This is a genomic window from Buchananella sp. 103232 (genome assembly GCF_058725725.1).
Genome location: NZ_JBZXJM010000006.1, coordinates 34,891 through 59,662, shown reverse-complemented (window position 1 = coordinate 59,662; position 24,772 = coordinate 34,891). Strand labels below are relative to the sequence as shown.

Below are 24,772 nucleotides of genomic sequence, written 5' to 3'. Positions count from 1 at the left end.
GCGCCGCGATTTCGGCTAGGCTTGTAGTCATGCGAAGTGCGAAGATTGTCTGCACCATTGGCCCCGCCACGGCCAGTTCCGATCAGGTGCAAGCGTTGGTTGACGCCGGCATGGATGTGGCTCGTATCAACTGCTCCCACGGTTCCTACGAGCAGCACGAGGAGGTCTACCGCAACGTGCGCCGCGCGGCGGACGCCTCCGGTCGCGCCGTTGCGGTCCTGGTGGACCTGCAGGGCCCCAAGATCCGACTGGGCCGATTCGAGAACGACCTGAAGCACAGGCTCGAAAAGGACGACATCTTCACGATCACCACGGACGACATCCTGGGCACCAAGGAGCGCGTGGGCACCACGTTCAAGGGCCTGCCCGGCGACTGCCGCCCCGGCGACCGCCTCCTGATCGACGACGGCAACGTCGCGGTGCGCGTGGTTGAGGTCACCGACACCGACGTGGTCACCCGCTGCGAGGTGCCCGGCTTCGTCTCCAACAACAAGGGCATCAACCTGCCCGGCGTGGCCGTGTCCGTCCCGGCCCTGTCTGAGAAGGACCGCGACGACCTGCGCTGGGCCCTGCGCCTGGGCGCCGACTTCATCGCCCTGTCCTTCGTGCGCAACGCCGCCGACATCGAGGACGTCCACGAGGTCATGCGCGAGGAGGGCCGCTTCATCCCGGTCATCGCGAAGATCGAAAAGCCGCAGGCCGTGGCCGCGCTGCAAGAAATCGTCGACGCCTTCGACGGCGTCATGGTCGCCCGCGGTGACCTCGGCGTGGAGATGCCGTTGGAGGAGGTGCCGCTGGTGCAGAAGCGCGCCATCGAATTCGCGCGCCGCTACGCCAAGCCCGTCATCGTGGCCACCCAGGTGCTGGAGTCCATGATCCAGAACCCGCGCCCCACCCGCGCCGAGGCCTCCGACTGCGCCAACGCGATCCTGGACGGCGCCGACGCGGTCATGCTCTCCGGCGAGACCTCCGTGGGCGCCTACCCGATCGAGGCCGTGCGCACCATGGCCAAGATCATCGAGGAAGTCGAGATCAAGGGCGGAGACATGATCTCCACCTACCGCGCCAAGCCCCTCACCAAGGGTGGTGTCATCACCGAGGCCGCCGTCAGCATGGGCGAGCGCCTGGAGGCGAAGTACCTGGTCACCTTCACCCAGTCCGGTGACACGGCCCGCCGCCTGTCCCGCTGGCGCTCCCACGTGCCGCTCCTGGCCTTCACGCCGCTGGACTCCACCCGCTCCGTGCTGGCCCTGTCCTGGGGCGTGCAGACCTACAAGGTCCCCTTCGTCTCCCACACGGACGACATGGTGGAGCAGGTGGACCGCACCCTGCGCGAGACCGGACTGGCCGTTGACGGCGAGCGCGTCATCATCTGCGCCGGCATGCCCCCGGGCACCGCAGGCTCCACGAACTCCATCCGCATCCACTCCGTTGGAGACGTCTCCGACTACCGCTGAGGTGGCGCGAACCTGGGTTGGGGGCGGCGAAACGAAACGGGTTTCGCCGCCCCCAGCCTTCGTGTTCCCGGGCGGGTAACAGGTCCAGGGGACAGTGAAAGGGGCGGCGAGCCCGCATTCGCGGGTATCGCCGCCCCTTTGGCGCTTATTCAATTTGTGCCCCGGGTGGGATTCGAACCCACAACCTAACGATTTTGAGTCGTTCGCCTCTGCCAATTGGGCCACCGGGGCGGGCCTGGTACACACTAGCGTGACATGCCGCCACGGAGCAATTTCGTGCCCGCCCGCCGTGTTTTGGTGCCTTTAGCGGGATAGGATGGAGGGCGTGAACAACGACGCTCCTCCAACAATCGATGAGATCATCAACGGCGCTGACTCCTCGGGTACTGATAGTTCGGTCCCGACCGCTCGGCGCGTGGTGGTGGCAGAAGACGAGACCCTGATCCGCCTGGACATCGTGGAGATTCTGGAGGCGGCCGGCTACGAGGTGGTTGGTGAGGCCGACAACGGCGAGGAGGCCGTCCAGCTGGTCACCGAGCTCGAGCCGGACGTGGTGCTGCTGGACGTGAAGATGCCGATCATGGACGGCATCACGGCCGCGGAGCGCATTCTGAAGGACAACGCGTGTGCCGTGGTGATGCTGACGGCGTTCTCGCAGTCCGCGCTGGTGGAGCGCGCGCGGGACGCGGGTGCGATGGCGTATGTGACCAAGCCGTTCTCTGAGGCTGACCTGCTGCCGGCCATCGACATCGCCTTCGCGCGCTACCAGGAGATCGTGGCGCTGGAGGACGAGATCGCCGACCTGCAGGTCCGCTTCGAGACTCGCAAGCGGGTGGACCGGGCCCGTGGCCTGCTCATGTCTGAGATGAACCTGAGCGAGGGGGAGGCGTTCCGCTGGATTCAAAAGACCTCCATGGACCGCCGCCTGACCATGCGCGAGGTGGCGGACGCGGTGATCGAGCAGCTCGGTAAGGGCAAGGACTGAGCATTTATGCTGTGTGCTCGGGCGCCTTTCGGGGTGCCCGAGCACAGTGCTTTTGATTTGGACGGGAGCTAGCCGATGGCCGGTGGCCTTATTGCCCTGCTGGACGACATTGCGACGATGGCGAAGCTCGCCGCGTCCTCTTTGGACGACGTTGCCGCCGGCGCCGCGAAGGCGTCGGCCAAGGCCGTGGGCGTGGTTATCGACGACACGGCGGTGACGCCCCAGTACGTGCGGGGCCTGTCCCCGGCGCGGGAGCTGCCGATCATCGGCAGGATCGCGCGCGGCTCGCTGATCAACAAGCTGCTGGTGATCCTGCCGGCGGCGTTCCTGCTGTCCTACTTCGCGCCGTGGTCGCTGCCGGTGCTGCTGCTGATCGGCGGCACCTACCTGTGCTTCGAGGGGGCGGAGAAGGTGCTGGTCAAGCTCCACGTGCTCTCCCACCACGGAGACGACGGCGGTGCGGCGGGCGCGGAGAGCGCCGAGGAGCTGGAAAAGCGCATGGTGTCCTCCGCGATCCGCACGGACCTGATCCTGTCTGCAGAGATCATGCTGATCTCCCTGGCGGAGCTGGCGGGGGAGACGAACACGATGCGCGTGGCGATCCTGGTGGCCGTGGCACTGTTCATGACCTTCTTTGTCTACGGCCTGGTGGCGGTGCTGGTGAAGATGGACGACTTCGGCGCCTCGCTGGTGCGTCGCGGCGGCGGGCGCGCCAGGCTGGGGGCGGCGATCGTGCGGGTCATGCCCAAGGTCTTCGACTTCATCGGCGTGGTTGGCACCGTGGCGATGCTGTGGGTGGGCGGTCACATCGTGATCGTGTCCCTGGCGGACCTGCACGTGGAATTCCTGCACCACTGGGTGGAGGTGGCCGTGCACGCGGTGGCCGGCGCTGGCGGCGCGGTGATGTGGCTGGTGGACACCGCGTTGTCCGGCGTGTTCGGCCTGCTGTGGGGCTCCCTGGCGGCGTTCGCGGTGACAGGGGTTAAGCGCATGCTGCCCGCCCGCGAGGGCCACTGACTCACCACCTGCTAAAGCGGATCAACAGTAGCTCGTCCTCTTGTAGTGCTCGCAGGCGAGCCTCGTCGACTTGGTGCAGGGGCAGTCTGGTTACCGTTGCAGGCTCTACTAATTTTGCGGGGCTCCAAGTCTGGATCAGTCCCACCCTGGCTTTTGGCCCGAGCTCTTGGGCAAGCAGGTCCATCCATCGTCGCACCCGAGCCACCTCGAGGTCGTCCCGGCCGGCGGATCGGTTCCCGATGAAGCTTGCGCAATCGCAGGTAGCAGGGCCGAGGCGGAATGTGGATGCCAACTGAGCCGATTGCGGCGCGACAACGTCGTTGTTAAGCAGGGTTAGGTCGACACCGGCCGATTCCTTGGCCCTTTGAGCGAAGTCGTCGGTGGCACAGCGTTCAGGCAGTAGCCAGAGGTTAAAGAAGCACACGGTCGGTCTCCTCCTTTAGCGCAGCGACGCAATCAGCTTCCGCGCAGGACGGCCAGGGTGAGCCGGGCGGTGGCGGAACGTCGTCCGGCCGAATCGGTCAGAACGATCTCGTAGCAGGCCGTGGTGCGGCCTCGGTGCAGGGCGGTGGCCTGCGCCCGCACCCACCCCTCCCGAACGGGGCGGTGGTGGGTGATGGACAGGTCCACGCCCACGGCCGCGTGCCCGCCCACGTGGAAGGCGTGCAGGCGGGCGGCGATGGAGGCGACCGTCTCAGCCAGCACCGCAGAAGCCCCACCGTTGAGCACGCCGAGGGGCTGCCGGTTGCCCTCGACCGGCATGGTGGCCACGGCGAAGTCGGCCGAAACCTGCTCCAGCTCTATGCCCATCCGCTCCGCCAGCTCACCCAGCTCCACCAGCTGGGCGGCCTCCTGCGGGGTGGCGGCCTGGGCGGCGGCGGCGTTGTAGGAATCGGGGAGGGGAAGCGCGGGAGTGGTCATGGGGCCTAGGGTTACACGTGTGAGCACTCCTCGACTACTCCTGATCGACGGCCACTCGATGGCCTTCCGCGCGTTCTTTGGCCTGCCGGTGGAAAACTTCACCACCTCGACCGGCCAGGCCACCAACGCGGTGCACGGTTTTGTCCGCATGCTGCTGTCCCTGCTGGCGCAGGAGAAGCCCACCCACGTGGCTGTGGCGTTCGACGCCGGTTCCAAGACTTTCCGCACCGAGGAATACCCCGAGTACAAGGGCACCCGGGAGAAGACCCCGGAGGAGTTCAAGGGCCAGGTGGAGCTGATCGAGGAGGTGCTGGACGCCTTTGGGATCATGCACCTGAAGAAGGACGGGGTGGAGGCAGACGACATCCTGGCCACCCTGGCGCGCCAGGGCCGGGAGGCGGGCGCCCTGGTGTACGTGGTCTCCGGGGACCGCGACACCTTCCAGCTGGTCACCGACGAGGTGACGGTGCTCTACCCGATCAAGGGCGTCTCCGAGCTGCGCCGCATGACCCCGCAGGAGGTGGAGGCCCGCTACGGGGTGGCGCCCAACCGCTACCGGCACCTGGCGGCGCTGGTGGGCGAGGCGAGCGACAACCTGCCGGGCGTGCCGGGGGTGGGGCCGAAGACGGCGGCCCAGTGGGTGGCGCAGTACGACGGCCTGGACGGGATCCTGGCCCACGCCCACGAGATCAAGGGCAAGCGCGGCGAGGCTCTGCGCGCGGCGATCCCGGACGTGCAGCGCAACCGGCGCCTGAACCGGCTGCTGACGGACGTGGAGCTGCCGGTGGCGGTGGCTGACCTGGTGCCGATCGGGGCGGAGGCCGCCCGGGTGCACGCGGTGTGCGACGCCCTGGAGTTTCGCCAGTTGCGCGACCTCGCCTTGCGGCAGCTGCCGCACCGAGGCGGGCAGGGGGCCGACGTTGCCGCCGGCCCACCCGCAGGTGAGGCGGGTGGCGGCCAGGCCGCAGACGGGCAGGGCGCCGAAAGCAGCCTCAGTGGCGCGGCCGGCGCGAACGGCGAGGGACCAAACGGGGGGCTCGCCGCCGTGAACGGACGCTCCACCCCGCGCCTACTGCGCGCCGCCACGGCGACGGCCGGCGAGGTGGCCGAGCAGCTGGAGGCGTGGCGAGAGGCCGGCACCGTGCTGGGCGCGAGCGTGGAGGGCGTGGGCTCTCCCAGTCCCTTCAAGGCCGACTGCACCGGGCTGGCGCTGAGCGACGCGGTGGTCTCCATCTACTGGGACCTGGTGGTGATAACCCTGGAGCAGGACGCGCAGCTGCGCGAGTTCCTGCGCACCGCCCCGGTGGTCACCCACGACGCGAAGGCCGCCACCCACGCCCTCTCCTCGCGCGGCATGGCCCTTGGCAACATCGTGGACGACGTCGCCCTGGCGGCCTATCTCTGCTTCCCGGACGGACGGCGCTTTGACCTGGCGGAGCTGAGCGAGCGCTACCTTGACCAGGCCCTGGAGGTGGGCGACGGCCTGTTGGACATCGAGGGCGGCACGACGGCGCTGGCGGAGGCCGCGGCGAGCGTGGAGCTACACCGGGTGCTGGGCTCCGAGGTGGACAAGCGCGGCGCGACCGGGCTGCTGGCGGACATGGAGCTGCCGGTGGCCGCCGTGCTGGCTCGGATGGAGCGGGCCGGTATCGGGGCGGACGCCGCCCTGCTGGCCGAGCGGCGCCTGACGCTGGACGCGGAGGTGGAGGCCGCCGCGAACGCCGCCTTCGAGGCGATCGGCAAGCAGGTCAACCTCTCCAGCCCGAAGCAGCTGCAGGAGGTGCTCTTCACCGACCTGGGCCTGCCCAAGACGCGGCGTACCAAGACCGGTTACACCACGGACGCGGAGGCGCTGCGGGACCTGGCGGAGAAGACGGCCCACCCGTTCCTGGCCGCGCTGCTGCTGCACCGGGACCGGATCAAGCTGCGCCAGAACGTGGAGGGCCTGGCCAAGGCGGTGGAGGACGACGGGCGCATCCGCACCACCTTCCAGCAGACTGCGGCGGCCACCGGGCGCCTGAGCTCCCTGGAGCCGAACCTGCAAAACATCCCGGCGCGCACCGAGGAGGGGCGCCGGGTGCGCCAGGCGTTCGTGGTGGGGGAGGGCTACGACTACCTGCTCACCGCCGACTATTCCCAGATCGAGATGCGCATCATGGCCCACCTGTCCGGGGACGCCGGGCTGATCGAGGCCTTCAACAGCGGCGAGGACCTGCACTCCTTCGTGGCCGGGCGGGTCTACCACGTGGACCCGGCCCAGGTGGCGCCGGAGCAGCGCTCCAAGATCAAGGCGATGAGCTACGGCCTGGCCTACGGGCTATCTCCCTACGGGCTGTCCAAGCAGCTGCGTATCGACGTGGGGGAGGCCAAGGCGCTGATGGACGACTACTTCTCCCGCTTCGGGGCGGTGCGCGACTACCTGGCCGCTGTGGTGCGCCAGGCCACCCTGGACGGCTACACCCAGACCATCCTGGGCCGGCGCCGCTACCTGCCGGACCTGGCCAGCGACAACCGGCAGCGGCGCGAGATGGCCGAGCGCGCGGCGCTGAACGCCCCCATCCAGGGCAGCGCGGCGGACCTGATCAAGGTGGCCATGCTCGGCGTGCAGCGCTCGCTGGACGAGCGCGGGCTCAAGTCGCGCCTGCTGCTGCAGGTCCACGACGAACTGGTCCTGGAGGTGGGGCCGGGCGAGGCCGAGGAGGTCGAGGCGCTGGTGCGCCACGAGATGGCCGCGGCCGCCAGCCTGTCGGTGCCCCTGGACGTCTCAGTGGGGCTGGGGCGCAACTGGCTGGAGGCCGGTCACTAGCAGAGCAAGGCGGGGGCGGGGAGCTTTCCAAGCTCCCCGCCCCGTCTGCTTGCGTGCCGCCTAAGCCGGCTTGCGCGCGGTAATGATGAGCGTGCCCGGCATGAGCTCCCCGCGCAGGCGGGACCAGCCGTTCCACTCCAGGTCCCCTGCCTGCCAGGTCGGTTCGTCGATGGCCTCGATGACCAATCCGGCCGACAGGACGTCGGCCACGTGCTGGCTGAGCGTGCGGTGGTACTCGGCGTAGACGATGCGGCCGGACTCGGTGCGCTCCACGTAGGGCTCGTTAGAGAAGTAGGAGCGGGTCACGGTCAGGCCGGCCTGCGTGGGCACGTCCGGGAACATCCAGCGCACCGGGTGCGGCAGCGAGCACACCCACAGGCCTCCCGGGCGCAGCAGGCGGGCGGCCTCTGCGTGGATGCGCACCGGGTCCGGCACGAAGGCGATCCCGCCGTGGGCGGTGAAGCAGACGTCCGCGCACGCATCGGGCAGGGGAATGCAGCGGGCGTCGGCCACCAGCAGCGGGAAGTCGATCCCGGCGGCCCGGTTCAAAGCGCGGGCCTGGGCCAGCATCCCGCTGGAGATGTCGGTGGCAGTCACGCGCGCGCCCAGTCCGTGCAGGTAGCGCGAGCCCTGCGCGGCCCCGGCACCGAACTCCACCACGTCGCGCCCGGCCACGTCCCCGAGTAGGCGCGCCTGGGACTCGCGCAGCCCCTCCGGGCACCAGTGCAGCTCGGCGTCCCCCAGGGTCGCGCCGTGATCGCGGTAGTATTCCTCCGCTTCGCCGTCCCACCACCGCGCGGTGGCCTCGACGGAGGCGGACTGCTCTGCCTCCGAGAGCTCGCGGTAGCCGCCAACGATGGATTCATAGTCGCCATTCATGGCCCGAGTATCGCATCTGGCGAAAACAAGCGCTTTCTGTTAGCCTTGCCGATCGTGTAGGCGCAACTTGCGCCCGCACATCCATTTGCAATCACTATCCAAATCCATCGGAGTTCTCTTGACCACCTCTACCCCCTCGTCGGCCCCGCAGGTCGCTATTAACGACATCGGCTCGGCTGAGGACCTCCTCGCTGCCATCGATGGCACCATCAAGTACTTCAACGACGGCGACATCGTCACCGGCACGATCGTCAAGGTCGACCGCGACGAGGTTCTCCTCGACATCGGCTACAAGACTGAGGGCGTAATCCTCTCTCGCGAGCTGTCCATCAAGAACGACGTTGACCCCTCTGACGTGGTCGCCGTCGGCGACGAGGTTGAGGCCTTCGTTCTCCAGAAGGAGGACAAGGAAGGTCGTCTGCTCCTGTCCAAGAAGCGCGCCCAGTACGAGCGCGCCTGGGGCACCATCGAGAAGATCAAGGAGGAGGACGGCGTTGTCACCGGTTCCGTGATCGAGGTCGTCAAGGGCGGTCTGATCATCGACATCGGTCTGCGCGGCTTCCTGCCCGCCTCCCTGGTGGAGATGCGTCGCGTCCGCGACCTGCAGCCCTACGTCGGCATGGAGCTCGAGGCCAAGATCATCGAGCTGGACAAGAACCGCAACAACGTTGTGCTCTCCCGCCGCGCCTGGCTGGAGCAGACCCAGTCCGAGGTCCGCTCCCACTTCCTGCAGACCCTCAAGAAGGGCCAGGTCCGCTCCGGTGTGGTCTCCTCCATCGTCAACTTCGGTGCGTTCGTGGACCTGGGCGGCGTAGACGGCCTGGTTCACGTCTCCGAGCTGTCCTGGAAGCACATCGACCACCCGAACGAGATCGTCGAGGTCGGCCAGGAGGTCACCGTCGAGGTGCTGGACGTGGACATGGACCGCGAGCGTGTCTCCCTGTCCCTCAAGGCCACCCAGGAAGACCCGTGGCAGGCCTTCGCCCGCACCCACGCCATCGGCCAGGTTGTGCCCGGCAAGGTCACCAAGCTGGTTCCGTTCGGTGCGTTCGTGCGCGTCGAGGACGGCATCGAGGGCCTGGTGCACATCTCCGAGCTGGCCATCCGCCACGTCGAGGTGCCCGAGCAGGTCGCCAAGGTGGGCGAGGAGGTCTTCGTCAAGGTCATCGACATCGACCTGGAGCGTCGCCGCATCTCCCTGTCCCTGAAGCAGGCCAACGAGGGCCTGGACGTCGCCTCCGAGGAGTTCGACCCGTCCCTCTACGGCATGGCCGCCGAGTACGACGAGCAGGGCAACTACAAGTACCCGGAGGGCTTCGACCCGGAGTCCAACGAGTGGCTGCCCGGCTTCGAGAAGCAGCGTGAGGCCTGGGAGCAGCAGTACGCTGAGGCCCACGCCCGCTGGGAGGCCCACAAGGCTCAGGTTGAGGCCGCTCAGGCCGCTGCCGAGGAGGCCGGTGCGGCTGCCGCCGCCGAGGCCGAGGTTCCGGCTTCCTACTCCTCCTCGACCGAGGAGTCCGCTGGCACCCTGGCTTCCGACGAGGCCCTGGCTGCTCTGCGCGAGAAGCTGACCGGTAACTGATCCCGGTTCAACAACGGGGAGGGCGTCCTGCGGGGCGCCCTCCCTGCTTTTGCGTCTCGCGATCGCGGCGCGCTGCCGGCGGGTGGGGCCGCCCCGTACCGTTGCGGGCGCCTGGCGTAGCACCGGGCACTACTCTTGGGGACATGCAAGATTCTTCCCCGATCCTGATCACGGGCTACGGGCCTTTCCCCGGCGTGGAGGTAAACCCCTCTGGCCAGGTGGTGCAGCTTCTCTCCGAGGACCCCGATCTGCTGGGCGTGCAGCGCCCGGTGGTGTTCGCCCAGCTGCCCGTCTCCTACCGCCGCACGCTGCCGTTGCTGCGCGAGCTGCTGGCCCAGCAACGGCCCGCACTCACGGTCTGCCTGGGCGTCGATACCTCAGAGAGCCAGATGACGCTGGAGGCGCGCGCCTTTAACGAGCTGGCGGCGGACAGCGTGGACGTGGACGGGCAGCTCCCGCAGACCGCGGAGGTGATCCCTGGCGCACAAGCCGAATGGTCATCGCGTTTCGACGTGGATGCGGCGGTGACGGCCTTGAGCGGAGAGGACCGGGAGGGCGGCCCGCTGCCGGTGCGCCGGTCCGACGACGCGGGCCGCTACCTGTGCAACGCCGCGCTCGCCGTGATCACGCAGGAGGCCATTGAGCGCGGGGAGGGCGCCACGCTGTTCGTGCACATACCGCCGCTGGACAAGGTGGATGCGCCAACTGTGATCAGCGTAGTTGCGGCCCTTTGCCAGCACGAGGAATGGTGGGGTTGACGTGGCCGGGAGCGCAGGCGATACCGGCGGTCTCACCCCTGAGCACCGCAGCAGGATCTTCCTAGTGGGACTAACCGGCGGAATAGGCGCGGGCAAGTCCACCGTCGCAGCGATTTGCGCCGACGCTGGCGCCGTCGTGGTCTCCGCAGACGAACTGGCCCGGCAGGTGGTCGCCCCGGGCAGCGACGCCCTGGAGGCGATCGTTTCGTTGTTTGGCCCGGAGGTCCTCAGCACGACCGACGAGTTAGACCGCGCCGCCCTGGCCCGGATAGTTTTCTCGGACGACGTTGCCCGCGCGGCCCTTGAAGACGTCATGCACCCCGCGATTCAGGCCGCCGCCGGGCGTGCCTTCGCGGCCGCGCCGCCCGGCTCCGTGGTGGTCTACGACATCCCGCTGTTAACCGAGTTGCGCGCGGAGAAGGACTACGACGCGGTCTTGGTGGTGGAGACGCCGGTGCCGCTGCGGCTGCGACGCCTGGCGGGGCGGGGAATGAGCGCCCAAGACGCCCTGGCGCGGATCGAAGCGCAGGCGAGCGACGAGGAGCGCCGGGCGATCGCCGACGTGGTTCTGGTCAACGACGCCAGCGTGGAGCAGCTTGCCACCAATCTGCGTCCACATTTTGAACAGTGGGCGGATGCGGCCCGCTTGCGTCGGGACACGGGTAGGGGCGCAAACTAGGCCCCGAGCAGTCACCAAGCGCTGGCTTGCGCGCCCGGATCGGCAATATCACAACGACCGGGCTGTGCAGGCGGTATCCACAGCCCGAAATGTGGCATACTTCGTCACTACACGTTTCACACTTGTTCACCATTACGTGCCAAGATTGCGCCAGGCAGCCTCCGGAAGTGCGGTTGATTCGCGTTGACGGTGGCGAGAAGTGGCAGAAATGCCGGGCTACGAAAGGAATGCCTTCATGCTGAGGAAGCTCGGGGCGGCGCTTGCCGCCTGTGCTCTCGCGATCACCGTTCACGCCACCGCATCTGCGGACAGCGGTCCGGTGGAGCCGAAGACCCCCGTGGTGACGCTGACCCCCGCGACGTGCGAGAACAAGACGAATAGGGTGCGCGTGGACGGGTTTAACACCGACGAGGCCTACAAGAAGCAGTACCGCTTCGTGATCGAAGTAAAGGGCCGCAACCTCCCGGTCAAGCAACTGAGTGGCCCTGAACGTGCCGTTGTGCTGGCTGGTAACGAGGTGGACATAGCCACCTTGCTTGGAGGCAACGCCTCGCTGGGTTACGGGAAGGAGGTGACGGTGAAGGCCTACTGGTTCAACAACAAGGCAGCTCCGTACAAGTACCCGCAGTCTCGCAGGACCACCGTAGACCTCGAGTACGGCCCCGATCTAACCAACGCTACGCTTCTGGGGGCGTCGAACCCCTTTACCCTAATAAACCCGGCCACGCTGAACTGCACGCCGTTGATTGCTACGGCTCCGGCCGCGCCGACTTTCGAGCTGGCTGCCGCAAAGTGTGAGGCCGGTCAGGTCATTGACAACGTGATGACCGTTGACGTGGCCCAGAAGCACACCAACTACCGTTTCGTTGCCACTCACGACGGCAAGTCCATCTCCCTGAAGCAGGAGCTGCGTCAGAAGCTGTGGACCGAGGGCAAGCTCAGCGCCGCTGACATTAAGGCTGCCTACCCCTCCTTCGTGTTCGACTACACCAAGCCGATCAGCGTGCAGGCCTACTGGTTCGACGCCGAGCAGGCCTACCAGCCCTCGCTGTACGACACCGCCCTGGCCCTGACCGCCGGTCAGTCCGACCGCTTCATCAAGCTGGGCGACGCCAAGGAGCTGACCCTGGTGGACCCGGCCACGCTGAACTGCACGCCGTTGATTGCTACGGCTCCGGCCGCGCCGACTTTCGAGCTGGCTGCCGCGAAGTGTGAGGCCGGTCAGGTCATTGACAACGTGATGACCGTTGACGTGGCCCAGAAGCACGCCAACTACCGTTTCGTTGCCACTCACGACGGCAAGTCCATCTCCCTGAAGCAGGAGCTGCGTCAGAAGCTGTGGACCGAGGGCAAGCTCAGCGCCGCTGACATTAAGGCTGCCTACCCCTCCTTCGTGTTCGACTACACCAAGCCGATCAGCGTGCAGGCCTACTGGTTCGACGCCGAGCAGGCCTACCAGCCCTCGCTGTACGACACCGCCCTGGCCCTGACCGCCGGTCAGTCCGACCGCTTCATCAAGCTGGGCGACGCCAAGGAGCTGACCCTGGTGGACCCGGCCACGCTGAACTGCACGCCGTTGATTGCTACGGCTCCGGCCGCGCCGACTTTCGAGCTGGCTGCCGCGAAGTGTGAGGCCGGTCAGGTCATTGACAACGTGATGACCGTTGACGTGGCCCAGAAGCACGCCAACTACCGTTTCGTTGCCACTCACGACGGCAAGTCCATCTCCCTGAAGCAGGAGCTGCGTCAGAAGCTGTGGACCGAGGGCAAGCTCAGCGCCGCTGACATTAAGGCTGCCTACCCCTCCTTCGTGTTCGACTACACCAAGCCGATCAGCGTGCAGGCCTACTGGTTCGACGCCGAGCAGGCCTACCAGCCCTCGCTGTACGACACCGCCCTGGCCCTGACCGCCGGTCAGTCCGACCGCTTCATCAAGCTGGGCGACGCCAAGGAGCTGACCCTGGTGGACCCGGCCACGCTGAACTGCACCCCCACCCCGGCGCCCTCCGAGTCCGCCACCCCGGCGCCCTCCGAGTCCGCCACCCCGGCGCCTTCTGAGTCCGCCACCCCGGCGCCTTCTGAGTCCGCGACTGCGGCGCCTTCTGAGTCCGCGACTGCGGCTCCCTCTGAGTCCGCCACCCCGAACCCGTCCGTCTCCGGCCAGCCGGGCGGAAATGGCACCGAGGCCCCGGGCGACAACTCCTCGGCCGGTGCGCAGGGCCCGAGCCAGGCCGCCACGGACCAGCCCACCGTCAAGCCCACCGTCGCCGCCACCCAGCAGGCCAGCGCCCAGCCCAGCACCCCGGCCAAGGGCAAGGGCAAGACGCTCGCCAAGACCGGTTTCGACCAGGGCATGATCGTCCTGACCCTCGCCGTGCTTCTTGGTGCCGGCGCCACGATGGCGATTTCTCGCCGCCGCAACGAGCGCTGATAAGCGGAAAGCTCGCTTCCAAGGCGTGAGTTTGGGGGTGGGAAGCCAACAGGCTTCCCACCCCCAAACGCGTCTCGGCAAAGGCGCGGCGGGCGGGACGTCGGCCACCCACGTAGTCTTGTCGCCATGCGCCCCGTAACCGACCTCGTTCGCTCCGTCGCCCCATTCCAGGTCATCTCAGAGTTCCAGCCGGCCGGTGACCAGCCCCAGGCAATCAAGGAACTGGCCGAGCGAATCAACGCGGGGGAGAGCGACGTCGTGCTCCTGGGCGCCACCGGTACCGGCAAGAGCGCCACCACCGCCTGGCTGATCGAGAAACTGGGCCGTCCCGCCCTGGTGCTGGCCCCCAACAAGACGCTGGCCGCCCAGCTGGCTGCCGAACTGCGCGAACTGCTGCCGAACAACGCGGTGGAATACTTCGTCAGCTACTACGACTACTACCAGCCCGAGGCCTACGTGCCCCAGACGGACACCTTCATCGAGAAGGACTCGTCCATCAACGACGAGGTCGAGCGGCTGCGCCACTCGGCCACCAACTCGCTCCTGACGCGCCGAGACGTGGTGGTGGTCGCCTCTGTCTCCTGCATCTACGGCCTGGGCACCCCCCAGGAGTACGTGGACCGCATGATCCCGCTCGAGGTGGGCATGGAGCTCACGCGCGAGGAGTTGCTGCGGCGCCTGGTGGACATCCAGTACAACCGCAACGACATGGACTTCCAGCGCGGCACCTTCCGGGTGCGGGGAGACACCATCGACGTCATTCCCGTGTATGAGGAAAACGCGGTGCGCATCGAGATGTTCGGTGACGAGATCGAGGCGCTGGCCACCTTGCACCCGCTCACCGGGGACGTGATTCGGCAAGAAGAGCAGGTCTTCCTGTTTCCCGCCTCCCACTACGTGGCCGGCCCGGAGCGCATGGCCCGCGCGATTTCCTCCATCGAGGCGGAGATGGAGGCGCGGGTGGCGGAGTTCGAGAAGGCGGGCAAGCTGCTGGAGGCCCAGCGTCTGCGCATGCGCACCACCTTCGACCTCGAAATGATGCGGCAGGTGGGCACCTGCTCCGGCATCGAGAACTACTCGCTCCACATCGACGGGCGCGAGCGCGGCAGCGCCCCGAACACGCTGCTGGACTACTTCCCGGAGGACTTCCTGCTGGTCATCGACGAGTCCCACGTGACGGTGCCGCAGATTGGCGCGATGTACGAGGGCGACGCCTCCCGCAAGCGCACCCTGGTGGAGCACGGCTTCCGCCTGCCCTCCGCGCTCGACAACCGGCCCCTGAAGTGGGGGGAGTTCCTGGAGCGGATAGGCCAGACCGTCTACCTCTCCGCCACGCCGGGCGAGTACGAGCTGGAGCGCAGCGACGGGGTGGTGGAGCAGATCATCCGCCCCACTGGCCTGCTGGACCCGAAGGTGGTGGTCAAGCCCACCCAGGGGCAGATCGACGACCTGTTGGGGGAGATCCGCGCCCGCACCGAGCGTGGCGAGCGCGTCCTGGTCACCACCCTGACGAAGAAGATGGCGGAGGACCTCACCACGTACTTCGCCGAGCGCGGCGTGCGCGTGGAGTACCTGCACTCGGACGTGGACACGCTGCGGCGCGTGGAGCTGCTGCGCGAGCTGCGGCTGGGCACCTTCGACGTGCTGGTGGGCATCAACCTGCTGCGCGAGGGCCTGGACCTGCCCGAAGTCTCCCTGGTGGCGATCCTGGACGCGGACAAGCAGGGCTTCCTGCGCTCGGCCAAGTCGCTGATCCAGACCATCGGCCGCGCCGCCCGCAACGTCAGCGGTGAGGTCATCATGTACGCGGACAGCGTGTCCCCGGCGATGGCGGCCGCGATCGACGAGACCGAGCGCAGGCGGGAGAAGCAGATCGCCTACAACAAGGCGCACGGGATCGACCCGCAGCCGCTGCGCAAGAAGATCGCCGACGTCACCGACATGCTGGCCCGCGAGGACGTGGACACCGCCGAGCTGCTCGCCGGCGGCTACCGGGGCGCGGGGCAGGGACCCTCCAAGCGCGAGCGCAAGGACGCCACGGTCACGGTGCGGGAGCGGCTTGCCGGCGTGGCGGTGGACGACCTGGCCGGGCTGATCGAGGAGCTGACCGCGCAGATGCACGCCGCCGCAGAGGACCTGCAGTTCGAGGTGGCGGCCAGGCTGCGCGACGAGGTGGCCGACCTGAAGAAGGAGCTGCGCACCCTCAAGGCGGTGGGCTAGCCGCAGGCGGGCCGCGAGCCGGCCGGTTTAGGGGGCCGACGTTGGCCTCCCACCGCCCGGAGGCGATTACCGGTCGGACTAGTGGGCCGACGTTGGCCTCCCACCGCCCGCAGGCGCTGAGCGGCGCCCCTGTGAGCATTGTCCTGAGCGGCCGGTTAGCGCGGTGGGGGCCCGGGCCGGTATTTTTGGAGGCTGCGGAGGGGAGTACTCCCATCAACAGGGGCGTCGTCATCACGGCGAAGCGCGCTCGGCGTCCCAGGCCTCCAAGGCGGGAAGAGACCTCCAATGAGACATTGGAGAGTCATACATATGGACGTACATCTGCTTGGTTGGCTTGGCCTGACCGGCATCATCCTCGCCATGATCGTGGTGGACATCGTGGGCCACGTGCGCACCCCGCACGAGCCCACCCTGAAGGAGGCGGCGATCTGGTCGGCCGCCTACGTGGCGATGGCCATCGTGTTCGGTGCGATCGTCTGGTACTTCTGGGGTGGTGAGTACACCGGGCAGTACTTCGCCGGTTACGTCACCGAGAAGGCGTTGAGCATCGACAACCTCTTCGTGTTCGTCATCATCCTCAGTGCCTTCAGAGTGCCCCGCGCCTACCAGCAGGAGGTGCTGCTGGTGGGCATCGTCTTCGCCCTGGTGCTGCGCCTGATCTTCATCCTGGCCGGTACCGCGATGATCGAGCACTGGGCGTGGGTGTTCTACCTGTTCGGTGCCTGGCTCCTGTGGGTGGCTGTGCAGCAGGCCCTGGAGGGAGCCACCGGGGACAAGGAACACGCGGTCGAGGACGAGGAGTACAAGCCCACCGGCTTCGTGAAGCTCGTGGCGCGCGTGGTGCCGATGACGGACGGTTTCGTGGGCGGCAAGCTGATTCACCGCCACGCCGGCAAGACCGCGATCACCCCGCTGCTGCTGTGCATCATCGCCGTGGGCACCGCGGACGTCATGTTCGCCGTGGACTCTATCCCGGCCATCTTCTCCGTGACGCGCGAGCCCTTCCTGGTGTTCGCCGCCAACGCCTTCTCCCTGCTCGGCCTGCGCCAGCTCTACTTCCTCATCGATGGCCTGCTGGACCGCCTGGTCTACCTGCACTACGGCCTTGCCGCCATCCTGGGCTTCATCGGCGCCAAGCTGCTGCTGCACGCGCTGCACGAGAACGAGGTCCCGTTCATCAACGGCGGCCAGCCCGTCCACCTGCTGCCGGAGCCCTCCACGATGTTCTCCCTGGGGGTCATTGTCTGCATCCTGACCGTCACCGTGATCGCCTCGATGGTGAAGTCCGGGATGGACAAGCGAAAGCAGCTCGCCTCGAAGTAGCTTTAGGCGGTCCATATCGGGTGGGGTGGCAGCGAAGAAAACGCTGCCACCCCACCCGATTGCGCTGGACAGGCCGCTAGCCGCTGCGGGCAGCCAGGCGCTGGGCCAGCACGGACTTCACGACGAGCTGCACCTGGTGGAACAGCACCACCGGGATCGTCGCAGCCGCCAACAGCTCGGGCGGGAACAACACCGCCGCCATGGGCAGCCCCGAGGTCAGTGCCTTCACCGAGCCGCACATGAGGAAGGCGATCCGGTCTGAGCGATCCAGCCGCAAAGCCGCTCCGCCCCACCACGTCAGCGCCAGCACCGGCGCCAGCAGCAGGAGGCAGGAGACCAGCAGGGCGGCGAGCATCGGGGCGCTCACCGACTCCCACGCGCCGGCCGTGGTGGCCTGGCCCACCGAAATGTAGACGATCAGCACCAGCGTGGATTGGTCCCAAGCGCGCGTCAGGCGCGGCCTGGCCCGCAACCAGTTCCCGGTCCAGCGCCCGGCCACCTGGCCCACCACGAAGGGCAGCAGGATCTGGGCTGCCACCTTGCCGAACTGGGCAAAACCTATGCCCACCTCACCGCCCAGGTAGATCATCACCAGCACCGGGGTGAGGAACACCCCCGCCAGGTTGGAGACGGTGGCCGCCACCACCGCGCCGGCCACGTTGCCGCGCGCGATGGAGGTCAGCGTGATCGAGGTCTGCACCGTGGAGGGCAGCAGCGCGGTAAAGAGCACCCCAAGGGAGAAGACGCCCAGCCATGGCTCCAGCGCGGCGGAAACCGCCAGGCCCACCAGCGGGTAGATCACGAAGGTCACCACCGGGGTGAGCAGCTGCAGGCGCCAGTTCCGCACCCCTGACCACACCTCGCGGCCGCGCAGGCGGGCACCGTAGAGGAAGAAAAGCACCACCACCGCCCCGGTGCGCACCACCCCCAGGGGGGCCTGGGCGCCCGGCGGCGCCGGCAGGAACAGGCCGGCAAACAGTGCACCGACTATCCCGACCACGAAAGGATCGGGCCAGAACCGCCGGCGCCGGAGCGAAGCCAATCTAGCGGCCGGCGAACTCGCCGATCACCGGGTTCCAGGCCCGCGCGCTGCGACCCGCGATCAGGTTCGCCTGGAAGAACGGGTCAGCCTCCAGGAGTTCCAGCCCCGCCGCGACGTCCTCCACCGCGAGCAGGATCAACGCACCGGGCGCGTCTGCCTCGGTGAACGGGCCGGAGGCCACCAGCTTGCCCTGCTCGAACAGCGAGGCCAGGAACTCGCGGTGCGCCGGGCGCACCTGCGCCATCTCCTCGGCCAGGGCCGGGTCGTACACGTACTCAACTGCCACAAACGCCATCGTCGTTCCTCTCGCTCTTGCGCGGACGCGTCTAGCTTAGTGCGGCTCGACTCCGGGCGGGCGGTGCATCGCTGCGGCAGGCGGGGCGTCGTCCAACCGAACCCCAGCCGCCACCACCTCACCCATTCGAACGTTTGTGCGAATAACAGGGCGAACGTAGACTGGCAAGGTGCAAGACAAACTGGTGGTGCGCGGTGCGCGCGAACACAACCTCAAGGGCGTTGACCTCGAGCTGCCCCGCAACGCGATGATCGTGTTCTCGGGGCTGTCGGGCTCGGGCAAGTCATCCCTCGCATTCGACACGATCTTCGCGGAGGGGCAGCGGCGCTACGTCGAATCGCTCTCCTCCTACGCCCGCCAGTTCCTGGGCCGCATGGACAAGCCTGACGTGGACTTCATCGAGGGCCTGTCCCCGGCCGTCTCGATCGACCAGAAGTCCACCTCCCGCAACCCGCGCTCCACCGTCGGCACGATCACCGAGGTGCACGACTACCTGCGCCTCCTGTTCGCCCGCGCCGGCACCGCCCACTGCCCCGAGTGCGGCGAGAAGATCACCGCGCAGAGCGCGCAGCAGATCGTCGACCGCGTGCTTGAGCAACCGGAGGGCACCCGCCTGCAGCTGCTCGCGCCCGTGGTGCGCGGCCGCAAGGGAGAGTACGGCGAGCTCTTTGCCGACCTGCGGGCCCAGGGATACTCGCGCGCAATCGTGGACGGCGCTGCGGTGCGCCTGGAGGAGCCGCCCACGCTGGAGAAGAAGCTCAAGCACGACATCGACGTGGTGATAGACCGCCTCAAGATTCGCGACGGGCTGCGCCAACGCCTCACCGACTCCGTGGAGGCCGCCCTGCGCCTGGCCGACGGCCTGGTAGTGGTGGACTACGTGGACCGCGAGGACGACGACCCCGAGCGTCGGCGCCGTTTCAGCGAGAAGCGCGCCTGCCCCAACGACCACCCGCTCGCCCTGGACGAGATCGAGCCGCGCACCTTCTCATTCAACGCCCCCTACGGCGCCTGCCCGGAGTGCAGCGGCATCGGTTCGCGCCTCGAGGTGGACCCGGAACTGGTGGTGCCCAACCCGGACCTGTCCGTCAACGAGGGCGCCATCGCCGTCTGGGTGGGCTACCCGGAGTACTTCCTGCGCCAAGCGCAGGTGGTGGCCAGCCAGGAGGGATTCGACCTCAACACGCCCTGGAAGAAGCTCTCCAAGAGCGCCAAGCAGATGCTGCTCTACGGGCGGGACTACACGGTGCGCCAAACGTATCGCAACCGATGGGGGCGCGAACGCACCATCACCAGCGGCTTCGAGGGCGCCGTCACGTTCGTGGAGCGCAAGCACCAGGAGACGGAGTCCGATTCGCAGCGCGAGCGCTACGAGTCCTTCATGCGGGAGATCCCCTGCGGGGCCTGCAACGGGGCGCGCCTGCGCCCGGAGGTACTGGCCGTGCGGATCGGTGAGCTGAACATCGCCGAGATCTCCGAGCTGTCGATCGCCGACGCCCGCGCCTACCTGCAAAACGTCGAGCTGGGGCAGCGCGAGCGGGCGATCGCCGCGCAGGTGCTCATCGAGATCGACGCGCGCCTGGGCTTCCTGGTGGACGTGGGCCTGACCTACCTCACCCTCTCGCGGGCCGCCGGGACGCTCTCTGGCGGCGAGGCGCAGCGCATCCGCCTGGCCACCCAGATCGGCGCGGGCCTGGTGGGCGTGCTCTACGTGCTCGACGAGCCCTCCATCGGCCTGCACCAGCGCGACAACCGCCGCCTGATCGACACCCTGACCCGCCTGCGCGACCTCGGCAACACGCTGATCGTGGTGGAGCACGACGAGGACACCATCCGCACCGCCGACTGGCTGGTGGACATCGGCCCCGGCGCCGGCGAGCACGGCGGCGAGGTGGTGCACTCCGGCACCCTGGAGGGCCTGCTGGCAAACGAGCGCTCGCTCACCGGCGCCTACCTGTCCGGCCGCAAGGAGATCGTGGTGCCCACCGAGCGCCGCAAGCAGGACAAGGCGCGCCAGCTCACCGTGGTCGGGGCGCGGGAGAACAACCTGCAAAACGTCACCGTCTCCTTCCCGCTGGGCAACCTCGTGGCCGTCACGGGCGTGTCCGGCTCCGGCAAGTCCTCCCTGGTCAACGGGGTGCTCTACCAGGTGCTGGCCGCCAAGCTGAACGGGGCGCGCATCGTGGCCGGCAAGCACAAGAGCGTCGAGGGCCTGGAGCACCTGGACAAGGTGGTGCACGTGGACCAGTCGCCCATCGGCCGCACCCCGCGCTCCAACCCCGCCACCTACACGGGCGTGTGGGACCACATCCGCAAGCTGTTCGCCTCCGCGCCGGAGGCCAAGGTGCGCGGCTACCAGCCCGGCCGGTTCAGCTTCAACGTCAAGGGCGGGCGCTGCGAGTCCTGCAAGGGCGACGGCACGCTGAAGATCGAGATGAACTTCCTGCCGGACGTGTACGTGCCCTGCGAGGTGTGCGAAGGTTCGCGCTACAACCGCGAGACCCTGGAGGTGCACTTCAAGGGCAAGACGGTGGCCGACGTTCTGAACATGCCCATCGAGGAGGCGGCCGAGTTCTTCCGCGCCGTTCCCGCCATCGCCCGTCACCTAGACACCCTGGTGGACGTGGGCCTGGGCTACGTGCGCCTGGGGCAGAGCGCCACCACGCTCAGCGGCGGCGAGGCGCAGCGCGTCAAGCTGGCCAGCGAGCTGCAAAAGCGGTCCACCGGACGCACCATCTACGTGCTCGACGAGCCCACCACGGGCCTGCACCTGGAAGACATCTCCAAGCTGCTGCGCGTGCTGCAGGGCCTGGTGGACAAGGGCAACACGGTGCTGGTGATCGAGCACAACCTGGACGTGATCGCCAACGCGGACTGGATCGTGGACATGGGGCCGGAAGGCGGCAGCGGCGGCGGGCGCGTGCTTTGCACGGGCACGCCGGAGCAGGTGGCCACGGTGGAGGAGTCCCACACGGGCCGCTACCTGCGCGAGCTGCTCGAGGCACGCGGGCGCAGCGTTGGCTGACCCGTCCACGTACCGGCCCGCGCCCGGGTCCATTCCCACGGACCCGGGCGTCTACCGCTTCCTGGACGAGCAGCGGCGCGTCATCTACGTCGGCAAGGCGAAGAACCTGCGCCAGCGGTTGTCCAACTACTTCCAGGACATCGCCGCGCTGCACGAGCGCACCCAGCAGATGGTCACCACCGCGTGCGCGGTGGAGTGGACCGTGGTGGCCACCGAGGTGGAGGCGCTGGCGCTGGAGTACTCGTGGATCAAGGAGTTCGATCCGCGCTTCAACGTCATGTTCAAGGACGACAAGTCCTACCCCTACCTGGCGGTGACGATGGGGGAGACCTACCCGCGCGTGCTGGTAACGCGCGGCGCGCGCTCCAAGGGCACCCGCTACTTTGGCCCCTACGCGCACGCCTGGGCCATCCGCGAAACCATGGACGCGCTGCTGCGGGTCTTCCCGGTGCGCTCGTGCTCCAAGGGCGTATTCGACCGCGCCAAGCGCACCGGCAAGCCGTGCCTGCTGGGCTACATCGACAAGTGCTCCGCCCCTTGCGTCGGCAAGGTGAGCGTGGCCGAACACCGGCAGCTGGCGCAGGAGTTCTGTTCCTTCATGGCCGGGCGCACCGGTGGCGTGGTGCGGGAGCTGAAGGAGCAGATGCGCCAGGCCGCCGCCCGCCTGGACTACGAGTCCGCCGCGCGCCTGCGCGACCAGCTCAAGGCCATCGAGCGGGTGCTGGAGGCAAACGCGGTGGTGCTGAGCGACGACACGGACGCGGACATCTTTGCCCTGGCCCGCGACGAGCTGGAGGCCGCCGTGCAGGTGTTCCACGTGCGCGGCGGGCGCATCCGGGGCCAGCGCGGCTGGGTGGTGGAGCTGGCGGAGGAGCTGACCGACGGCCAGCTGATCGCCAAGCTGCTGGAGCAGGTCTACGGCCAGGAGCAGGAGGCGGCGCTGGCGATCGCTGCGGCCAGCGCCCTGGAGTCCGCCGCCAAGGAGATGAGCGCCTCGGGCCGCTCGCGCGGCGAACAGGCAAAGAAGGGGGGCGCCACGCGGGCAGGCACGTCGGTGGACGACGTCGCCCACCATGCCGCCTCCGCGATTCCGGCCGAAATCCTAGTACCGGTGCTGCCGGAGGACGCCGCCGAGCTGAAGTCCTGGCTGGGGGCGCTGCGCGGTGCGGCGGTGCGCCTGCGGGTGCCGCAGCGGGGCGAGAAGAAGGAGCTGGCGCAGCGGGTGCACACCAACGCGGTGCAGTCCCTGGCGCTGCACCGGGCCAAGCGGGCCGGCGACCTGACGCAACGGGCGCAGGCCCTCTCCCAACTGGGCGAATACCTGGGCCTGGACCAGGCCCCGCTGCGCATCGAGTGCTTCGACGTCTCCCACACGCAGGGCACCCACCAGGTGGCCTCGATGGTGGTCTTCGAGGACGGCGTGCCGCGCAAGAGCGACTACCGCTCGTTCGTCATCAGGGGAGAGGACGGCCAGGGCGCCAGGGACGACACGGCCGCGATGGCGGAGGTGCTGCGCCGCCGCCTCAAGCGCCTGCTGGCGCAGGACAACGGGCAGGACGGCGAGGACGAGGACGGCGAGCAGCTCGCCTCCGGGCCCATCGACCCGGCCACCGGGCGCCCGCGGCGCTTCGCCTACCGCCCCGACCTCCTGGTGGTCGACGGCGGCCTGCCCCAGGTGAACACCGCCGCTGCGGTGCTGGAGGAACTCGGCGTGGTGGACGTGGCCGTGGTGGGCCTGGCCAAGCGCCTGGAGGAGGTGTGGGTGCCCGGGGAGGACTTCCCGGTGGTCTTCCCGCGCACCGCCCCGGCGCTGCACCTGCTGCAGGCGTTGCGCGACGAATCCCACCGCTTCGCCATCACCGCCCACCGCAAGAAGCGCTCTAAGGCCATGACCCGCTCCGCCCTAGACGCCGTGCCCGGGCTGGGGCCGGCCAAGCAGGCCGCGCTGCTGCGCCACTTCGGTTCGGTGGCCGCGATCCGGCAGCAGGCGGTGGAGCAACTGCAGGAGGCCCCGGGGGTCGGGCCGCGCCTGGCGGAGGCCATCTTCGCCACCCTGCACGCCGACTCGGCCTGATCGCGAGCCGCTACGCTTGGGCCCATGAGCATCACCCTTGGCACCCCCTGGTCTGAGTCCGCCACGCGAGTCCTGCTGTTGGGCTCCGGGGAGCTGGGCAAGGAGGTGGCGATCGCGTTGACGCGCCTGGGCGTGGAGGTCACGGCAGTGGACCGCTACGAGGGCGCCCCGGCCCAGCAGGTGGCCCACAACGCCATGGTGATCGACATGCTGGACCCGGTGGCGGTGAAGGAGGCCATCCGGGCCTCGCGCGCGCAGGTGGTGGTCCCCGAGATCGAGGCGATCGCCACCGGAGCGCTGGCGGAGCTGGAGGCGGCTGGCGAGGTGCGGGTGGTGCCCACGGCCCGCACCACCCAGCTGACCATGGACCGCGAGGGCATCCGCCGCCTGGCGGCCGAGGAGCTGGGACTGCCCACCTCCGCCTATCGCTTTGCCTCCTGCCTGGAGGAGGTGCAGGCGGCGGTTGAGGCCGTTGGGCTGCCCGCCGTCATCAAGCCGGTCATGTCGTCCTCCGGCAAGGGCCAGTCCGTGGTCCGCACGGCCCAGGATGTGGCCGGGGCGTGGGAGTACGCCCAGAGCGGGGCGCGCACCGGCGGGCGCGGCGAGGTCAGCCGCGTCATCGTGGAGGGCTTCGTGGACTTCGACTACGAGATCACGCTCCTGACGGTGCGCTCCCGCGCCGCCGACGGTGGCACGGTCACCAGCGTGTGCGCGCCTATCGGCCACCGGCAGGTGGACGGCGACTACGTGGAGTCCTGGCAGCCGCACCCGATGAACGACGCTGCCCTGGAACGGGCAAAGGAGGTGGCCACCGCGATCACCGGCGCCCTGGGCGGCTGGGGCGTGTTCGGGGTGGAACTGTTCGTCAAGGGGGAGCAGGTGATCTTCTCTGAGGTCTCCCCGCGCCCGCACGACACGGGCCTGGTCACCCTGGCCACGCAGCGATTCAGCGAGTTCGAGCTGCACGCGCGCGCCATCCTTGGCCTGCCGGTGGACACCTCTCTGGTCAGCCCCGGGGCCTCGGCCGTGTTGAAGTCTCCGGGGGAGGGCGTGGCGTCCTTCACCGGCGTCGAGGCCGCCGTGGCCGATCCGCGCGTGGAGCTGCGCCTGTTCGGCAAGCCCACTGCCACCCCGGGTCGCCGGCTCGGCGTGGTGGCGGCCCGCGCCGGCAGCGTGGCGGAGGCCCGCGAGCTGGCCGCCCGCACCGCCGCCGGGATCGGCATCGAGCTGAGCTGACACCGGGGCCGGCGCACCGACCTCGGGGCGCCCACAGGGCGA

Annotated in this window: 17 protein-coding genes and 1 tRNA gene; 13 read left to right on the top strand and 5 right to left on the bottom strand. The window is 68.6% G+C overall.

The genetic code is table 11. The features are described from left to right. Nucleotides 1-29 precede the first annotated feature (29 nt). A complete protein-coding gene (gene pyk, locus AC4PWQ_RS01180; protein WP_371152125.1) occupies nucleotides 30-1,457 on the top strand; it encodes a pyruvate kinase in 1,428 nt (475 codons plus the stop codon). Between the two features lie 157 nt (nucleotides 1,458-1,614). Here pyk and AC4PWQ_RS01175 read toward each other — a convergent pair. Then, a tRNA-Leu gene (locus AC4PWQ_RS01175) sits at nucleotides 1,615-1,688 on the bottom strand. 127 nt (nucleotides 1,689-1,815) lie between these two features. On the opposite strand from AC4PWQ_RS01175, the gene AC4PWQ_RS01170 reads away from it, so the two are divergent. After that, the gene (locus AC4PWQ_RS01170) at nucleotides 1,816-2,442 is read left to right on the top strand and encodes an ANTAR domain-containing response regulator (protein ID WP_371153032.1); all 627 of its coding nucleotides are present in this window, start codon (nucleotides 1,816-1,818) and stop codon (nucleotides 2,440-2,442) included. Nucleotides 2,443-2,517: 75 nt separating this feature from the next. Further along, nucleotides 2,518-3,459, top strand: a complete 942-nt coding sequence (locus AC4PWQ_RS01165) for a DUF808 domain-containing protein (RefSeq protein ID WP_492089527.1) — start codon at nucleotides 2,518-2,520, stop codon at nucleotides 3,457-3,459. Nucleotides 3,460-3,915: 456 nt separating this feature from the next. On the opposite strand, the gene AC4PWQ_RS01160 is transcribed toward AC4PWQ_RS01165, so the two are convergent. Beyond that, a complete protein-coding gene (locus tag AC4PWQ_RS01160; protein WP_492089526.1) occupies nucleotides 3,916-4,380 on the bottom strand; it encodes a PaaI family thioesterase in 465 nt (154 codons plus the stop codon). On the opposite strand from AC4PWQ_RS01160, the gene polA reads away from it, so the two are divergent. After that, nucleotides 4,379-7,186 (top strand): DNA polymerase I, encoded by a 2,808-nt coding sequence (gene polA, locus AC4PWQ_RS01155; protein WP_492089525.1) that lies wholly within the window; start codon nucleotides 4,379-4,381, stop codon nucleotides 7,184-7,186. The genes AC4PWQ_RS01160 and polA overlap by 2 nt on opposite strands. A gap of 60 nt (nucleotides 7,187-7,246) precedes the next feature. Here the strand turns inward: polA and AC4PWQ_RS01150 are convergent, their stop codons facing one another. Then, nucleotides 7,247-8,065 carry a class I SAM-dependent methyltransferase gene (locus tag AC4PWQ_RS01150; protein ID WP_371164587.1) on the bottom strand — a complete coding sequence of 273 codons (819 nt, stop codon included), beginning with the start codon at nucleotides 8,063-8,065 and terminating at the stop codon, nucleotides 7,247-7,249. 118 nt (nucleotides 8,066-8,183) lie between these two features. On the opposite strand from AC4PWQ_RS01150, the gene rpsA reads away from it, so the two are divergent. The 6 genes from rpsA (at nucleotide 8,184) to AC4PWQ_RS01120 (ending at nucleotide 17,058) form a co-directional block, all read left to right on the top strand. Further along, nucleotides 8,184-9,647, top strand: a complete 1,464-nt coding sequence (gene rpsA, locus AC4PWQ_RS01145) for a 30S ribosomal protein S1 (protein WP_371152130.1) — start codon at nucleotides 8,184-8,186, stop codon at nucleotides 9,645-9,647. 143 nt (nucleotides 9,648-9,790) lie between these two features. Then, the gene (locus tag AC4PWQ_RS01140) at nucleotides 9,791-10,405 is read left to right on the top strand and encodes a pyroglutamyl-peptidase I (protein ID WP_371174181.1); all 615 of its coding nucleotides are present in this window, start codon (nucleotides 9,791-9,793) and stop codon (nucleotides 10,403-10,405) included. A gap of 64 nt (nucleotides 10,406-10,469) precedes the next feature. After that, entirely contained in the window at nucleotides 10,470-11,084 is a 615-nt protein-coding gene (gene coaE, locus AC4PWQ_RS01135; protein WP_371174180.1) for a dephospho-CoA kinase, read from the top strand. Nucleotides 11,085-11,319: 235 nt separating this feature from the next. Next, nucleotides 11,320-13,515 carry an LPXTG cell wall anchor domain-containing protein gene (locus AC4PWQ_RS01130; protein WP_492089524.1) on the top strand — a complete coding sequence of 732 codons (2,196 nt, stop codon included), beginning with the start codon at nucleotides 11,320-11,322 and terminating at the stop codon, nucleotides 13,513-13,515. 126 nt (nucleotides 13,516-13,641) lie between these two features. Beyond that, nucleotides 13,642-15,735, top strand: a complete 2,094-nt coding sequence (gene uvrB / locus AC4PWQ_RS01125; protein WP_371152134.1) for an excinuclease ABC subunit UvrB — start codon at nucleotides 13,642-13,644, stop codon at nucleotides 15,733-15,735. 309 nt (nucleotides 15,736-16,044) lie between these two features. Then, nucleotides 16,045-17,058 carry a TerC family protein gene (locus AC4PWQ_RS01120; protein WP_371152135.1) on the top strand — a complete coding sequence of 338 codons (1,014 nt, stop codon included), beginning with the start codon at nucleotides 16,045-16,047 and terminating at the stop codon, nucleotides 17,056-17,058. A gap of 76 nt (nucleotides 17,059-17,134) precedes the next feature. On the opposite strand, the gene AC4PWQ_RS01115 is transcribed toward AC4PWQ_RS01120, so the two are convergent. Next, nucleotides 17,135-18,058, bottom strand: a complete 924-nt coding sequence (locus AC4PWQ_RS01115; RefSeq protein WP_492089523.1) for a bile acid:sodium symporter family protein — start codon at nucleotides 18,056-18,058, stop codon at nucleotides 17,135-17,137. Between the two features lie 43 nt (nucleotides 18,059-18,101). Beyond that, nucleotides 18,102-18,395 (bottom strand): YciI family protein, encoded by a 294-nt coding sequence (locus tag AC4PWQ_RS01110; protein ID WP_371152138.1) that lies wholly within the window; start codon nucleotides 18,393-18,395, stop codon nucleotides 18,102-18,104. A gap of 169 nt (nucleotides 18,396-18,564) precedes the next feature. Between AC4PWQ_RS01110 and uvrA the strand changes: the two genes are divergently transcribed. Genes uvrA through purT form a run of 3 tightly spaced genes read left to right on the top strand, consistent with a single transcriptional unit; the run spans nucleotide 18,565 to nucleotide 24,730 of the window. Continuing rightward, the gene (gene uvrA, locus AC4PWQ_RS01105) at nucleotides 18,565-21,420 is read left to right on the top strand and encodes an excinuclease ABC subunit UvrA (RefSeq protein ID WP_371152139.1); all 2,856 of its coding nucleotides are present in this window, start codon (nucleotides 18,565-18,567) and stop codon (nucleotides 21,418-21,420) included. Then, nucleotides 21,413-23,494: an excinuclease ABC subunit UvrC gene (gene uvrC, locus AC4PWQ_RS01100; protein WP_371164592.1), complete on the top strand. Its 2,082-nt coding sequence runs from the start codon at nucleotides 21,413-21,415 to the stop codon at nucleotides 23,492-23,494. The genes uvrA and uvrC overlap by 8 nt, the downstream gene beginning before the upstream one ends. Nucleotides 23,495-23,518: 24 nt before the next feature. Beyond that, a complete protein-coding gene (purT, locus tag AC4PWQ_RS01095) occupies nucleotides 23,519-24,730 on the top strand; it encodes a formate-dependent phosphoribosylglycinamide formyltransferase (protein ID WP_371174176.1) in 1,212 nt (403 codons plus the stop codon). Nucleotides 24,731-24,772: the final 42 nt, after the last annotated feature.

Excerpts from the sequence above, each read along its gene's own strand:
- pyk (WP_371152125.1), top strand. The coding sequence starts at position 30 with ATGCGAAGTGCGAAGATTGTCTGCACCATTGGCCCCGCCACGGCCAGT.
- AC4PWQ_RS01165 (WP_492089527.1), top strand. The coding sequence starts at position 2,518 with ATGGCCGGTGGCCTTATTGCCCTGCTGGACGACATTGCGACGATGGCG.
- polA (WP_492089525.1), top strand. The coding sequence starts at position 4,379 with ATGGGGCCTAGGGTTACACGTGTGAGCACTCCTCGACTACTCCTGATC.
- AC4PWQ_RS01160 (WP_492089526.1), bottom strand. The coding sequence starts at position 4,380 with ATGACCACTCCCGCGCTTCCCCTCCCCGATTCCTACAACGCCGCCGCC.
- AC4PWQ_RS01150 (WP_371164587.1), bottom strand. The coding sequence starts at position 8,065 with ATGAATGGCGACTATGAATCCATCGTTGGCGGCTACCGCGAGCTCTCG.
- AC4PWQ_RS01140 (WP_371174181.1), top strand. The coding sequence starts at position 9,791 with ATGCAAGATTCTTCCCCGATCCTGATCACGGGCTACGGGCCTTTCCCC.
- AC4PWQ_RS01130 (WP_492089524.1), top strand. The coding sequence starts at position 11,320 with ATGCTGAGGAAGCTCGGGGCGGCGCTTGCCGCCTGTGCTCTCGCGATC.
- uvrB (WP_371152134.1), top strand. The coding sequence starts at position 13,642 with ATGCGCCCCGTAACCGACCTCGTTCGCTCCGTCGCCCCATTCCAGGTC.
- AC4PWQ_RS01120 (WP_371152135.1), top strand. The coding sequence starts at position 16,045 with ATGGACGTACATCTGCTTGGTTGGCTTGGCCTGACCGGCATCATCCTC.
- AC4PWQ_RS01110 (WP_371152138.1), bottom strand. The coding sequence starts at position 18,395 with ATGGCGTTTGTGGCAGTTGAGTACGTGTACGACCCGGCCCTGGCCGAG.
- purT (WP_371174176.1), top strand. The coding sequence starts at position 23,519 with ATGAGCATCACCCTTGGCACCCCCTGGTCTGAGTCCGCCACGCGAGTC.